The organism is Gemmatimonadota bacterium (assembly GCA_009692115.1).
GTDB lineage: Bacteria > Gemmatimonadota > Gemmatimonadetes > Gemmatimonadales > GWC2-71-9 > SHZU01.
This window is the reverse complement of the sequence record SHZU01000003.1, coordinates 71,824-85,614: the sequence shown is the minus strand read 5'-3', so window position 1 is coordinate 85,614 and position 13,791 is coordinate 71,824. Positions and strand designations below refer to the sequence as shown.

The 13,791-nt window shown below is 66.8% G+C and carries 10 protein-coding genes; 1 reads left to right on the top strand and 9 read right to left on the bottom strand.

Translation table 11 applies throughout. From position 1 onward, the window contains the following. Positions 1–51: 51 nt before the first annotated feature. Positions 52–1,695 carry an Rne/Rng family ribonuclease gene (locus EXR94_04650; GenBank protein ID MSR02016.1) on the bottom strand — a complete coding sequence of 548 codons (1,644 nt, stop codon included), beginning with the start codon at positions 1,693–1,695 and terminating at the stop codon, positions 52–54. Positions 1,696–2,143: 448 nt separating this feature from the next. Further along, complete coding sequence (locus tag EXR94_04645) at positions 2,144–3,364, bottom strand: acyl-CoA dehydrogenase (GenBank protein MSR02015.1); 1,221 nt, start codon at positions 3,362–3,364, stop codon at positions 2,144–2,146. A 77-nt stretch (positions 3,365–3,441) separates the two neighbouring features. Here EXR94_04645 and EXR94_04640 point away from each other — a divergent pair, with 77 nt between their 5' ends. Next, on the top strand, positions 3,442–5,172 hold the full coding sequence (locus EXR94_04640; GenBank protein ID MSR02014.1) for an alpha/beta fold hydrolase: 1,731 nt from the start codon (positions 3,442–3,444) through the stop codon (positions 5,170–5,172). Here the strand turns inward: EXR94_04640 and EXR94_04635 are convergent. The 7 genes from EXR94_04635 to meaB form a co-directional block, all read right to left on the bottom strand. Continuing rightward, on the bottom strand, positions 5,169–7,040 hold the full coding sequence (locus EXR94_04635) for an ATP-dependent DNA helicase RecQ (GenBank protein ID MSR02013.1): 1,872 nt from the start codon (positions 7,038–7,040) through the stop codon (positions 5,169–5,171). The genes EXR94_04640 and EXR94_04635 overlap by 4 nt on opposite strands. Before the next feature lie 361 nt (positions 7,041–7,401). Further along, positions 7,402–7,779, bottom strand: a complete 378-nt coding sequence (locus EXR94_04630) for a hypothetical protein (protein MSR02012.1) — start codon at positions 7,777–7,779, stop codon at positions 7,402–7,404. A 39-nt stretch (positions 7,780–7,818) separates the two neighbouring features. Further along, positions 7,819–9,348: an acyl-CoA carboxylase subunit beta gene (locus EXR94_04625; protein ID MSR02011.1), complete on the bottom strand. Its 1,530-nt coding sequence runs from the start codon at positions 9,346–9,348 to the stop codon at positions 7,819–7,821. Between the two features lie 140 nt (positions 9,349–9,488). Then, positions 9,489–10,544: a hypothetical protein gene (locus EXR94_04620; GenBank protein ID MSR02010.1), complete on the bottom strand. Its 1,056-nt coding sequence runs from the start codon at positions 10,542–10,544 to the stop codon at positions 9,489–9,491. A gap of 65 nt (positions 10,545–10,609) precedes the next feature. Then, positions 10,610–11,032, bottom strand: a complete 423-nt coding sequence (locus EXR94_04615) for a cobalamin B12-binding domain-containing protein (protein ID MSR02009.1) — start codon at positions 11,030–11,032, stop codon at positions 10,610–10,612. A gap of 2 nt (positions 11,033–11,034) precedes the next feature. Beyond that, positions 11,035–12,747: a methylmalonyl-CoA mutase gene (locus EXR94_04610; GenBank protein MSR02008.1), complete on the bottom strand. Its 1,713-nt coding sequence runs from the start codon at positions 12,745–12,747 to the stop codon at positions 11,035–11,037. Continuing rightward, the gene (gene meaB, locus EXR94_04605; protein ID MSR02007.1) at positions 12,744–13,784 is read right to left on the bottom strand and encodes a methylmalonyl Co-A mutase-associated GTPase MeaB; all 1,041 of its coding nucleotides are present in this window, start codon (positions 13,782–13,784) and stop codon (positions 12,744–12,746) included. The genes EXR94_04610 and meaB overlap by 4 nt, the downstream gene beginning before the upstream one ends. Positions 13,785–13,791: the final 7 nt, after the last annotated feature.

Here is a 13,791-nt window from a genome sequence, read left to right as displayed (position 1 = left end):
TGAGAAAGCCCGTAATGATAAGCAGCAGAACGGGATAGGGCAAGAGCCCGGTTAAGCCACCGCGTAGAGCTCGGTAATATCCCTGCCGCCAGGCCTGGACATCAGCCGGAACTCGTCCTGATGCATCGTCGGATCGTCCCGGAGCTCGATGGTAAGACTGGTGGCTTTTTCGACCGCCACCATCAGTTTCGGCTCTTCTTCCTTGAGGTACAGAGCCACTTCCGGGTGCATCCGAACACAGACGATCTTTTCCCGACGCTCCAGGGCGCACCGGCGAAGCGACCGTTCAATGCGGCGGGCCACGACCTCGGGAGTAAAGACTCGGCCCGTCCCATGGCAGAGCAGACACTCGGTGGTCATCGAGGCCCAGAGGGACGGCCGGACCCGCTGCCGGGTCATTTCCACCAGCCCGAGGTCCGAGACGGCCAGCGCCTTGGTCCGGGCTCGGTCGCGAACCAAATGGCCCCGGAGTTCCTGGAGGACCCGGTCCCGGTTGCCCTTGGTCTCCATGTCGATGAAATCGCACACGATGATCCCGCCAAGATCGCGCAACCGGAGCTGCCGGGCGATTTCGCGGGCGGCTTCGAGGTTGGTCTTGAGGATCGTCCGTTCCGGGTCCTTCTTCCCGGTATAGCGGCCGGTGTTGACGTCGATCGACACCAGGGCTTCGGTCGGCTGAATCACCAGCGATCCGCCGGTCGGCAGTTCGACTCGGGGCTTGAAGAGAGACTTGATCTCCGCTTCGATCCCGAACTTGTCGAACAGGGGAATCGCCTCGGTGTAGAGGTGGGCGCGGCCCTTGAGGTCCGGATCGACCTGCTCGAGATACTGCTCTACCTCCGAATGGACCTCCTCCGAGTCGACCCAGAGGGCGTCGACTTTGTCGGAGAAGACGTCACGGATCAGCCCGCGGGTCAGCGACGCTTCCCGCTGCAGCAACGCCGGAGCCCGCCGGACATAGAACTGTTTCCGCTTGATCTTCTTCCACTGCGCGAGGAGCGACTCGACCTCCCGCTGGAAGTGGTCCTCGGTTACGCCTTCCGCCACGGTTCGGATGATCATCCCGCCGGCGTCTTCCGGCAGCAGCCGAGTGACCATCTCGCGGAGTCGGGCGCGTTGCTCCCGGCTCTCGATCTTCCGGCTCACCCCGACGCGCGAGGCGTACGGCATGTACACCAAGAACCGGCCCGGCAGTGAAATCTGGGCGGTGACCCGGGAGCCCTTGGTGCTGATCGGTTCTTTGGTGACTTGGACCGGAAGGGTCTGCCCCTTCTTCAAGATCTCGCCGATGTCCGGCAGGGCCCGGCGTCCGGAGACCTCCCGCTGCCGAGGTTCCGCAACCGCCTGGCGGCCGCCCCGCCGACTGGTCCCGTTGGAAGCCGCCTCCTCCTCCTCCGCGGCCGACTCGGCCTCATCAGGATCAGGAACCTCGTCCTCGTCCTTATCGTTCGGCTCGTCGTCCTCGTCCGGCTCCAACAGATCCGACACGTGGAGAAAGGCGCTCTTCTCCAAGCCAATATCGACGAACGCCGCTTGGAGCCCCGGCAGAACGGCATCGACCCGGCCGAGGTAGATGTCGCCCACGATCCGACGGTGATCGGGCCGGTCGACCATGAGTTCGGCCAACCGGTCGTCCTCGAGGATGGCTACCCGGGTTTCCCGGGGGCCACTGGTGATGAGAATCTCGCGCTTCACGAAAGACTTCCTTCGCCGGCGTCACCTCGCCTGGCCGGACCACGGCCCGGGGCGACGTCACGACGCGCATACGGTGGGTGGCCGGACCGACCATGGTCCGAAGCCGAGGGAGTCCTCCGCCTGCCCCCGAGCGCCGCGGTAGCTTCTGCTCGCCGACCGGCCGCAACCGGAGTCGGACCGAAGCCGGGACCGTGAGCCCGACGCCGGCCCGAAGACCTTGCGACCAATGGTGGGATGGCGATGCCTTGAGGCTAACGATCGAGCGGCCCTGGGTGTGCCGGCGGAAGGGACGACACAGCAAACTGATCCATTGGGCGACGACCCGGCCGAGTCCGAGCTTGAGGCTCGCCGGGTTCCAAGACAGGAGGGTCTGGATAGGTCGCATTGGGTAAAGATATGCCGGAAAGCAGTTTAGGGGGAGGCGTCCGGCCCGATCCCCCGATTCCGGTCAGCCGTCGACCACCCGGCCCAGGATCTGGCGGGCGATGACGAGGCGCTGAATTTCGCTGGTGCCCTCGCCGATCTCGCAGACTTTCGCGTCCCGCATCATCCGCTCGACCGGGTAATCAGCCATGTAGCCGTAGCCCCCGAATATCTGGACGGCCTCGGTGGTGGTCTTCATGGCGAGTTCCGAGCAGAAGAGCTTCGCCATGGCCGCCTCGGTTTTGAACGGCCTTCCAGCCTGCTTCAGCCGGGCCGCCGTATACAGCAAGTGGGTTCCGGCTTCGATACCCATGGCCATATCAGCCAGCTTGAAGCTGATGCCCTGGAAACTCCCGATGTATCGACCAAACTGCTTCCGGGTTCCGGCGTACTGGCGGGCGGCCTCGTAGGCTCCCTCAGCGATCCCCAACGACAGCGCGGCGATCCCGATCCGGCCGGCGTCGAGGGTCTTCAGGAAATTGACGAAGCCGGCGCCCCGGGGGCCCAGCATGTTTTCTTTGGGAACGACGGCATTGTCAAAATGGAGTTCGCGGGTATCGCTGGCCCGCCAGCCCATCTTGTCTTCCTTTTTGCCGGCGTTGACCCCCGCAATCTTGGGCAACTCGGGGGCGTGGCCGACGCCCAGCGTCCGGCAGAGCTCGAGATCGACCGTGTCTTTGGTCACGATGAAGCTGGTAATGCCACGATGTCCGGTCCCCGGATCGGTACGGGCGGTCACGGAGAAGATCTCCCCGACGCCCGCATGGGTAATGAAGATCTTGGAGCCGTTGAGCAGGAAGTGGTCGCCTTTGTCCACAGCGGTGGTCGCGGTTCCCCCGGCATCGCTACCGGCGCCCGGTTCGGTCAATCCGAACCCGCCCATGACGGCGCCGGACGCGAGCAGCGGCACGTAGCGCCCGCGCTGGGCCTCGGTCCCGAACTCAACGATCGGGGAGGTGCCGAGATTGGTATGGGCGCTGATGGTCAGACCGTGGGAGGCGTCAACCTTGGCCATCTCGTGGATCGTGATGTAGTAGGAGATCTGATCCATGCCGGCGCCGCCAATATTCTCCGGCCAAGGAACGCCGAGGAGGCCGAGTTCCCCCATCTTCTTGATGTTCTGCCAGGGGAAGGTCGAGGTGCGGTCGAGATCGCGGGCCACCGGCGCGACATGGGTCTTGGCGAAATCGCGGACCATTTCGCGCACCTGCTGATGGTGCTCGGAAAAATACAGAGTGTCGTCCATAGGGCGGGAATATAGCCACCTCAGGGCCACGATCCGCAGAAGGTGATTAGCTTGAACCGTCCCATTCAGGAACCACCGTGGCCCTCATGGAGAAGTCGGGGGCCGTCCAGGACGGGCGGTTGTGGCCGGCCCGGGACGATGGTCGCGAGACGGCCCTGATTCGAAACCCGCGCACCGACCCGGCGGTACACTGGCTCCACACTCCCAACCCGAAGGGCACCATGGTCAGGTCCGTGATTGCTGTTGTTGGCTTGGCGCTTGCCGCCGGTCCGCTCGCCGCCCAGGAAGCGATGTTCGTGCTCCGGGCCGGGAAGGACACGATCAGCCTGGAGCGATTCACCCGCACGGCGACCCGCATCGACTCCGAGGTCTTCCTCAAACCTAACGCCGTTCGGCTCCGTTTCAGTGCCACGATTGGAGCCGACGGTCTGATCGGATCGTTGGACAACCAATTCTGGATGGCTACCGACTCCGGGTCGGCACCGGCGCGCCAGACCGCGGTGCTCACCCTGACGGGCGACTCGGCCTTTGCCGCGATCTCCGGGGGCGGGCAGACCCGGACGGAGCGTCTGGGCTCCAAGCCCGGGGCCCTGCCCTACATCAATCCCTCGTTCGCCCTGATCGAAGTCTTTCTCCTGCGAGCCAAGCTGCTTGGCGGCAATCCGGCCGAGGTCCCGGCGTTCATGGTCAACGGGGGCCAGACGTTCCCGGTGCGGGTCGCCACCCTGGGCGCCGACTCCATGGTCCTGACGATGGCCGGCGGCGAGATGCGTTTGAAGGTCGACCGCGACGGCCGGATCCTCGGCGGCGCCATACCGGCCCAGAAAGCCACCATCGAACGAACCAGCCCGAGCTCGGCCGGCATGACGATGGAGAAGCCCGATTACTCCGCCCCGGCCGGGGCTCCGTACCGGGCGATCGACGTGACGGTGACCACCACCATGGGTCACACGCTGGCCGGAACCATCACGATTCCAGCGGGTGCCACGGCTGCGGCGCCCGCGCCGGCAGTGGTCACGATTACCGGATCCGGGTCACAAGATCGGGACGAGGCCATCTCACTGTTCAAGGGCTTCCGGCCGTTTCGCGAATTTGCCGATTCACTGGCCCGGCGAGGAATTGCCGTGCTCCGGATGGATGACCGAGGCTTCGGTGGCTCCGGGGGCAATGCGGCAACCGCCACCAGCGCCGATTTCGCCAAGGACATTCAAGCGGGGCTGGCTTGGCTGCGGAACCGCCCGGAGATCGACCGAACCAGGCTCGGATTGATCGGGCATAGCGAAGGCGGATTGATTGCGCCGATGGTGGCCAAAGACGAGGGGTCGCTCAAGGGCATCGTGCTGTTGGCTGGCACCGCCTACACCGGCCGACAGATCCTCAACTTCCAGCTCGGCAACGGGATCAAGAACGACACCTCGCTCAGGCCGGCGGCGCGCGATTCGGCCCTCCGCGCCGTGGCCCCCCGGGTGGACTCGATGACCGCCGGCAACCCTTGGCTCAAGTTCTTTGCCGAATACGAGCCGTTGGCCACCGCTCGGCAGGTGACCACCCCGGTCTTGATCTTGAACGGCGCCAACGACCAGCAGGTGACGCCCGACCAGGTTCCGTTGCTGGTCAAGGCGTTCAAGGCCGCCGGGAACCGACACATCACGGCCAAGGTGCTTCCGAATCTGAATCATCTTTTCGTTTACGATCCGGACGGTTTCCCGGGGCGATATACCGAGATCAAGTCGTTTGCCGTTGACCGGCCGACCATCGGATTGGTCGTGGATTGGCTGGTGAAGCAGATGACCAAACCGACGGCCTAGCCCGACCCCGGCCGGTCGGTCGGACCCAGAGCGGACAGCAACGCGAGGATGTCCGAGCCATAGTTCCCGAGAAACCGGGGTCCGACACCCGGGATGGCCGAGAGTTCGCCGAGCGAGGTCGGGCGTTGCTCGACGATCCGCTGGAGGACGGCCTCGGGAACCACCCGGAACGCCGCGACCACCCGAGTCCGGGCGGTCGCGGCCCGCCAGGCGCGCAGCCGGTCGAACGGCCCGCCATCGGGTCGTTCTTCCAGGCCGGGCTCCACCGTTCCGAGTGCCCTCATGATCGCCGGGCCCAACCGCTCGGCCAGATGCTCACCGACCCCGGCCCGGCCGGCCAGGTCGTCGAGCGTTCCCGGCGGATCGGCGGCGAGGGCCGTGATGGTTCGGGCGTCGAGCAGCGAGCCCCGCCATGGGCTGCCGGAGGCGCCAAGGGCCAAGCGAAGGCGACGGACCCGAGCGACCGCCTCCGCCGGCAGACCGACGATCGGAGCCGATCGCCCGCCACAGACGTCGCACCCTGAACAACGGACCACGCGCTCGCCGAAGTACCGGAGCAGGGTGGCCCGCCGGCAGGTCCGGTTGCCGGCGTACTCCCGCACCGTGGTGAGACGGGCTCGGGCGGCTCCCTCGCGGCGGACGACGCGGTCCCACCGGACCACCCCTCGCTCCGGCCGGAGCTCGCGGCGGAGGCGCTCAACCGATGCCGCGACATTCTTCGGAAGCCGGCGGAGCACCCGCGGGTCGGCCCAGGCGGATTCGATGACCTTTCGCGGCGGAAATGTCACCGCCAACTCCCGAACGGCCCGATCGATGTCGCCCGGTTGGTAGAGCGCGATGCATCGGGCCAACCCGCCATCCCGTCCGGCCCGGCCCGCCTCCTGATAGTAGGACTCCGGCGTGGGCGGCATCGTCCAATGGACGACCAACCGGACGTTCGGCTTGTCGATCCCCATCCCGAACGCACAGGTGGCGACGATCACTTCGAACCGGTCGGCGAGGAATCCGGTCAGGACTTCGGCCCGGCGTTCTTTCGTTAGGCCGGCGTGATAGGCGACGGCTCGGAAGCCCCGCTCCCGAACCACCCGGGCCAGCGCCTCAACGACGTTGCGGGTTGGCCCATACACAATGGCGACGCGGTCGCCGTGCCCGAGCAGCTCCAGGAGTCGTTCCAACCGGTCCCGTTCGGAGCCGACCGGCACCACGCCGAACCAGAGATTCCGCCGGTCGAACGAGGCGAGGTGGAGGTCGTAGCCACCCCGGGCGCCAAGGCCGAGGGTTCGGGCAATCACGCCGCGGACCTCGGCGGTGGCACTGCCGGTCAAGGCCACCGTTGGCGGATCGCCGAGCGCTTGGCGGAGTCGCCCGAGGGCCATGTAGGCGGGCCGGAAATCCGGCCCCCACTCGGCGATGCAATGCGCTTCGTCGATCGCGAGCAAGCCGACGGTGGCTCCGGCGCTCGCGAGTTCCTCGACCAATCGGGGGCCGCGCTCGGGCGCCGCGTAAAGCAGCCGGACGAGGCCGTCGGCGAGTTCGGACTTGACCCGAGCCTGGGCCGACTTGCTCTGGATGCTGTTGAGGGCTCGGGCGGGGAGGCCCCGGGCGCGGGCCGCCTCGACCTGATCCTCCATGAGCGCCAGGAGGGGCGACATCACCACGGTGACGCCCGGCCGGACCATGGCGGGCACCTGAAAGCACACCGACTTCCCCGCCCCGGTTGGAAGGACCGCCAAGGTGTCGCGGCCGTTGAGGACCGAGTGCACCACTCGGCTCTGACTGGGCCGGAAATCGGAATAGCCAAAATGGCGGGCGAGCACGGCGCGGGCTTGGATCAGGCCGTCGCTGCCCGAGGGCGTTGGGTGAGTCACGCCGACAATCTGGCACCCGGCCGACGGGGTGCGGTAACCGAAATTACCGCGAGGACGACCGAATTACTGCGGAGGGGAGCGGAATCGGCTCACCGCATGATCGGCGGGAGCGGCTCGGGGAGCCGGACCTCCCGGCCCCAGCCGGAGCCATTGACCTCGACCAGCAGTTGGCCGAGCGGGAAGAACACCCGCTGGGTTCCGCCGGGCTGGATCGTTCCGCGAGCCCGGGCGCCGAAGACGCCGGGGTCCCGGAGGGCCGACCCTCTGAGCCCAATCGGCACCGACGTCTGCGGGGGGGTGAGCTGCACCTGCCCAGGGGGTTCGACCCAAGCGGTATTCGACGTCAGGCGGACTGGGCCGCCTAACGATCCCAGGATCTCGACCATGACGGTCGTGTCAGTGGCCGGCCGGTTGGGGTCGAGGATCCGGTACACTCCGGCTCCCGGCACCCCGCCAACAGCCAGCCGAACCGAGGCGCCAACAGGCAACCGGCGGAGCACCCGATCCGCGGCGACGAGGTCGAGCAACCCGCCCCCCTGATCGACCCGGAGCGACGCCGGCAGCGCCCGCCGGTCGCCACGATGGCTGGCTTCACCTGCTCCGACGTCCAGGGGCACCGCTCTGGCTGGAGGGCTGACAGCAGGAGCGCGACCGCCCCCGCCACGTGGGGCGACGCCATACTGGTGCCGCTCTTGTCCTCGGAACCGGTTTCCCACCGAGGCCCGGCCGGCCGGCACAGGCGGCGAGAACGGCAACGGCGACCAGCGCCCCGAGCCGGCTAGCGCCCATGGTCATCGATCGGCGGCAGCACGAACGCGCCCAGGTGCGGTCCGGCGTAGTTGGCTGCGGCCTTGAGCAGGAGCGACAGGATGCCCCGGGTTTCCTCCGGCGTGATGATCGCATCGACTTGTCCCCTCGCCGCCGCGTGCCGGGCATCGAGGTCGCGGTCGTAGTCGGCTCGCATCTGAGCCATCGAGGTTTCCACCTCAGGCGCCACCGGTTTGCCGAGCTGTTTGGCCTTTTCGATGGTGGGTCCGTGGACGGCCATGACGGCCGCCTCGCCCTCCATGACACCCATCCGACCAGTGGGCCAGGACACAATGAAGTCCGGATCGAAGCCCTGCCCCGCCATGGCGTAGTACCCCGCGCCGGAGGCGTGATTGACCGTGAGGACGATCCGGGGCACGACGGCGGTCGCCATCGCCTCGACGAAGCGGGCGCCCGCGCGAATGATGCCGGAGTGCTCGGCTTCCGGGCCGACCATGAAGCCGCTCACGTCTTGGATGAACAGGATCGGGATCCGTTCGCGGCTGGCGGTTTCGATGAAATAGGCCACCTTTTCGGCGCTCTCGGTGTAGATGATGCCGCCGAAATGCGGCCGCTCGCCGGCTTTGGCCTTGATCAATCCCCGCTGGTTGGCAATCACGGCCACCGGGCGGCCTTCGAGCCGGCCGTGGCCGCAGATCATTTCCGCCGCCACCGCCGGCTGGAACTCCTCGAGCCGGCCGCCGTCGAGCAGGCAGGCCAAGACATGGCGCATGTCGTATGACATCCGGTGATCCTGGGGCAGAATGTCGTACAGATCGTCCACCGGCCGGGCCGGCGCGACGGTCTCCGCGATCCGGTGCGCAACGCCGGGCAACCGCGGCAGCCGGGCCACGTACTCGCGAATCTTGACCAGGCATTCGGCATCGGACGCCGCGAGATAGTGGGCCACGGCGCTGATTTCGGTGTGGGTCTTGGCGCCACCCAAGGTCTCGCCATCGACGGCCTGACCAGTCGCTCCCTTGACGAGGTTAGCACCGCCAAGGCCCATGAAACTGGTGCCGTCGACCATGAAGATCACGTCCGACAACGCCGGAAGGTAGGCGCCGCCCGCCACACAACTGCCCATGACCGCGGCGATCTGGGGCACGTGGAGGTAGCGCCGCATGATCGAGTTGTAGTAGAAGATCCGGGCCGCCCCGTATTGCCCGGGGAAGACGCCGCCTTGGTATGGCAGGTTCACGCCGGCGCTGTCGACCAGATAAATGATCGGAATTCGCTGGCGCATCGCGATTTCCTGGGCCCGGAGGATCTTCGCGATGGTCTCGGGCCACCACGAGCCGGCTTTGACCGTGGCGTCATTCGCGACGACCACCACCTCGCGGCCCTCGACGACCCCGACGCCGGTGATCACCCCGGCACCCGGTGCTTGGCCGTCGTATCGGTCGTAGGCAACCAAGAGGCCGATCTCAAACCACGGCGTGCCCGGATCGAGGAGCCGCTCCACTCGTTCCCGGGGCGAGAGCTTGCCTTGGGCATGCATCTTCGCCACCCGGTCCGGACCGCCGCCGGCGCGGAGTTTCTCGGCTAGGGAACGGTACTCGCCGGTCAGGGACCGGAGTCGAGATGATTTCGGGGGCGGGGGTTTAGACGGCACGAGGTGATTCTCGATCGTGAAGGTTGCTATTGAATGGCGGTGACGAGACAGCGATTCCAACGGTGGTCGGGGAACCGAACCGGATTCGGCTCGAGACACGGACGGCGGAGCCGCGCCAAGTCCGCCTCGGCCGCGACATAGATGATTGACGCCCAGTTCGTGGTATGACGGACCTCGTCCAACGCTTCCGCCGCCTCGGCCTGGCGACCGCGGGCCAACAGCGTGGATCCGAGCCCGTACAGGTACAGACCGGCCGCCTCCGATTGAATGTCGCCGCCGAGGCCTCGCTGCAGCGAGTCGAGAGAGAGCGTCCCGGCAAACGCCTGGAGCAGCCGTAGTTCGGCGGTTCGATGGACGACCGGCAGGTCCGCGGGGATGACTTTGGCGATCTGGCCCGCTTCCGCGAGCCGCCCGGCGCGCCGCAGGGTGAACAGTAGCCACAGTGAGGCCGTGGCAATGCCGTCGGCGTCGTCGGCCGACTGGGCGGCGGCCACGAGCATTGGATAGGCCCGGCGGTAATCGCCCCGGATGAAGTGAGTCATGCCCAACAGCAACTGGCTGCTATGGAGCACCCCGGCGCCGCTGAGCTGACCGTCAGGGCCCTCCAGAAACTCCATGACCGGGGGAGCGAATCGGCGGCCGTCCGGCGAGATTCTCTCCCGGGCACGGCTGGCGGCCCGCTCGAGATCGCGGGCCGCCAAATCAGGTTCCCGGACCAGCAACAGCAACTCACCCCGGCGGCGGAAGAGCCGGGGGTCGGTCGGATCGGCTTCGATAGCCTCTGTATAGATATCGATGGCTTCGCGGAGCCGACCCATGGCCGCGGTTCGGCGTCCGAGCAGCAACCGGGTGTTGAGATCGTCCCACCGGGCGCCGGCCCGGCGCTTCGCCTCCGCCAACTGGCTGACCCGGGCCTGACCCTCCGCGGCGGACAGGGTGACCGACCAGAGCGTGTCACCCAGCAACGACACCGCCTCGGCGCCTAACGGTGGCGGAGCGAGCCGCAGGGTCGGCGGGCCGCACCCTGCGAGCAGCCCTGCGAGCCCGAGCCAGAGGACGACCGGTTCGGAGGTCACGGGCATCGGGTGCCAGGGCCCGGCGGCCGGGTCATGAGCGAGGTTCTCACGAGGAGGTCCCTTCGGATCGATTACTCCAGATGATCGGCGGCCCACGCGTTGATGTAGTCGATCAAATCGGCCAGGGGCGTGCCGGGCCCGAACAGCCGGCCGACACCCTGCTTGGCCAGACTCTCGATGTCTTCCGGCGGAATGATGCCCCCGCCGGTCAGCAGGATATCGGGGCGTCCTTGGGCATCGAGCAGCTTCCGGACCCGCGGGAAGAGCGTCATGTGGGCACCGGACAGAATCGAGAGCCCGACCACGTCGGCGTCTTCCTGGATGGCGGCCGTCGCGATCATCTCCGGGGTCTGATGGAGGCCGGTGTAGATGACCTCCATTCCGGCGTCGCGAAGGGCGGCCGCCACGACCTTGGCGCCGCGATCGTGGCCATCGAGCCCGGGCTTGGCCACCAGGACGCGAATCGGCCGGGGTAACGGTTTCGTGTTAGGCATGTTTAAAAGAACACCGGTTCTTTGTAGGCGCCATAGACCCGTTCGAGGGCATGGCGAATTTCGAACAAGGTGGCATACGACCGAGCGCAGTCGAGCATCGCGGGAATGACGTTCCTTTCCTCTTCGGCGGCTCGGGTGAGTTCGGCGAGGGCGTGGCCGACCCGGGTGGCATCCCGGGCCGCCCGGAGCGTCGCGAGCCGGTCGCGCTGGGTCCGATCGGCTTCCTCGCCGACCCGGAGGGTTTCGAGCGGACGGTCGGGTTCATCTTCGACAAACGCATTGACGCCGACCACCGCCCGAGTCGCCGCATCCACCTCATCCTGGAACCGGGCCGCCGACGCGGCGATTTGCCGCTGGAACCAGCCCTTTTCGATGGCCTTGACCACGCCACCGTGGGCATCGATCTCGGCAAAGAGGCCTTCGGCTTCGCGCTCCATCGTGTCGGTGAGCGCCTCGACATAGTAGGAGCCGCCCAACGGATCGGCGACGTTTGCGGCGCCGGTTTCGTAGGCGAGAATTTGCTGAGTCCGGAGCGCGACGCGCACCGACTCTTCCGTCGGCAAGGCCAGCGTTTCATCGAGGGCATTGGTATGGAGCGACTGGGTTCCGCCCAGCACCGCGGCCAGGGCCTGGTAGGCCACCCGGGCCACGTTGTTGAGCGGCTGTTGCGCGGTCAAGCTCACGCCGGCGGTTTGGCAGTGGAATCGCATCTTCCAGCTGCGATCGTCCCGGGCGCCATACTTATCGCGGAGGTGACGGGCCCAAATCCGACGGGCCGCCCGGAGCTTGGCGATTTCCTCGAAAAAGTCGTTATGGACATCCCAGAAGAACGAAAGCCGGGGCGCAAAACTGTCGACGGCCAACCCGCGGGCGATTCCGTGTTCGATGTACGAGAAGCCATTGGCGAGCGTGAACGCCAACTCCTGCGCCGCCGTGGCGCCGGCCTCCCTGATGTGGTAGCCGGAAATCGAAATGGTGTTCCAACGGGGCGTGTGCTCCGCACCCCATTCGAACATGTCGACGATGATCTTCATTGCCCGGTCGACCGGATAGACCCAGGCGTGCTGCGCCTGGTACTCCTTCAACATGTCGTTTTGGACGGTCCCCTGGAGTTTGGCGATGTCAACGCCCTGTTTTTCGGCGGCGGCGATGTAGAAGCACCAGAGAATCGCCGCGGGACCGTTGATGGTCATCGACGTCGAGACTTGATCGAGGGGAATCCCCTCGAAGAGCGTCTCCATGTCGGCCAGGCTCGAAATCGCGACCCCGCATTTGCCGACCTCGCCTTCGGATCGGGGATGATCCGAGTCATACCCCATCAGGGTCGGGAAATCGAAGGCCACGGAGAGACCCGTCTGGCCCCGTTCGAGGAGGAATTGGTACCGTCGGTTGGTATCGATTGCGGTGCCGAACCCGGCGAACTGCCGCATCGTCCAGAGTTTCCCGCGGTACATCGTCGGGTGAATGCCGCGAGTGTACGGGAACCGACCGGGGAGCATCCCGTCCCCACCCAGGGTGTCGACCAAGTTGGCGGGGGTGTAGACCGGCTCAACCGACCGCCCGGAGATCGAAGTGAAATTCCCGTCCGACCGAAACGGCAGGCGGCCGAACTCGGCCCGCCACGCCTCGACTTCGCGGGTCAGTTCCGCGAGCTCGCGTTCCCGATCGGCCAGACGGCTGGCCAAGTCCGACGCCGACGCATTGCCGTGACTCATGAAAGCGCTCCTTCCTTCAGTCCGGCCACCACCAGGGCGGCCACTTCGTACGGGCTGGTCCGGCCTGCGACCATGTCATCGATCCGATCGGCGATCAAGGCCTCGGTGGTCGCCTCCCGCCACACCCAACGCTCGACGGCCCGACTGACCACTTCGCGGGTCCGGAGGGCGAGCCGGCGACGACGGCGCTCGGTCAGCTCACCCGTCGCCTCGATGGCCGCATAGTGGGCCGTGACCGCCGCCACGATGGCAGCGACGCCCTCGCTCTTCGCGGCGGACGCCAGCAGCACCGGCGGCTCCCACCCGGCCGGCTCCGGCGTCGGGGGGACGTCCTTGACGCCCAACTTTTTGAGCGAGACCCCGTGATGGCCCTTGATCCGGCGGAGGGCATTCCCCTTCCGAATCCCGAGGGTCACCTCGATTTCCGACCGCAATTTCTCGGCCCCCGGGCGGTCCGCCTTGTTCACCACAAAGAGGTCGGCAATCTCCATCACCCCTGACTTGAGGGTCTGGATCCCATCGCCCGATTCGGGCACCAGCACCAGCACCGTCGAATCCGCCATTCGGGCCACATCGAGTTCCGACTGGCCGACGCCCACGGTCTCAATCAGGATCCGGTCGAACCCCGCGGCATCGAGAACATCGCAGACCTCCCGGGTGCTCGTCGCGAGGCCGCCGAGCGAGCCGCGGGTGGCCATCGACCGAATGAAGACCCCCGGATCGAGCGCTACCCCTTCCATTCGAATCCGGTCGCCGAGGAGGGCGCCGCCGGTAAACGGACTGGTCGGGTCGACCGCCACGACGGCCACCGTTAGGTCCAGGGCGCGATAGGCGGCCGCGAGTTCATGGGTCAAGGTCGATTTTCCGGCGCCCGGCGGACCCGTGATGCCGATCCGATGGGCCCGACCCAGCTTCGGATGCAGAGCCGAGAGCAGTTCCTCGAAACCCGGGCGGCCGTTCTCCACGATTGAAATCGCCCGCGCCAGGGCAGCGGGGTGTTCAACGGTCAAGGTGGCAAGTAACGGGTTGGGTTCCATTACAGGG

Excerpts from the sequence above, each read along its gene's own strand:
- EXR94_04620 (MSR02010.1), bottom strand. The coding sequence starts at position 10,544 with ATGCCCGTGACCTCCGAACCGGTCGTCCTCTGGCTCGGGCTCGCAGGG.
- EXR94_04615 (MSR02009.1), bottom strand. The coding sequence starts at position 11,032 with ATGCCTAACACGAAACCGTTACCCCGGCCGATTCGCGTCCTGGTGGCC.
- EXR94_04625 (MSR02011.1), bottom strand. The coding sequence starts at position 9,348 with ATGCATGCCCAAGGCAAGCTCTCGCCCCGGGAACGAGTGGAGCGGCTC.
- EXR94_04645 (MSR02015.1), bottom strand. The coding sequence starts at position 3,364 with ATGGACGACACTCTGTATTTTTCCGAGCACCATCAGCAGGTGCGCGAA.
- meaB (MSR02007.1), bottom strand. The coding sequence starts at position 13,784 with ATGGAACCCAACCCGTTACTTGCCACCTTGACCGTTGAACACCCCGCT.
- EXR94_04610 (MSR02008.1), bottom strand. The coding sequence starts at position 12,747 with ATGAGTCACGGCAATGCGTCGGCGTCGGACTTGGCCAGCCGTCTGGCC.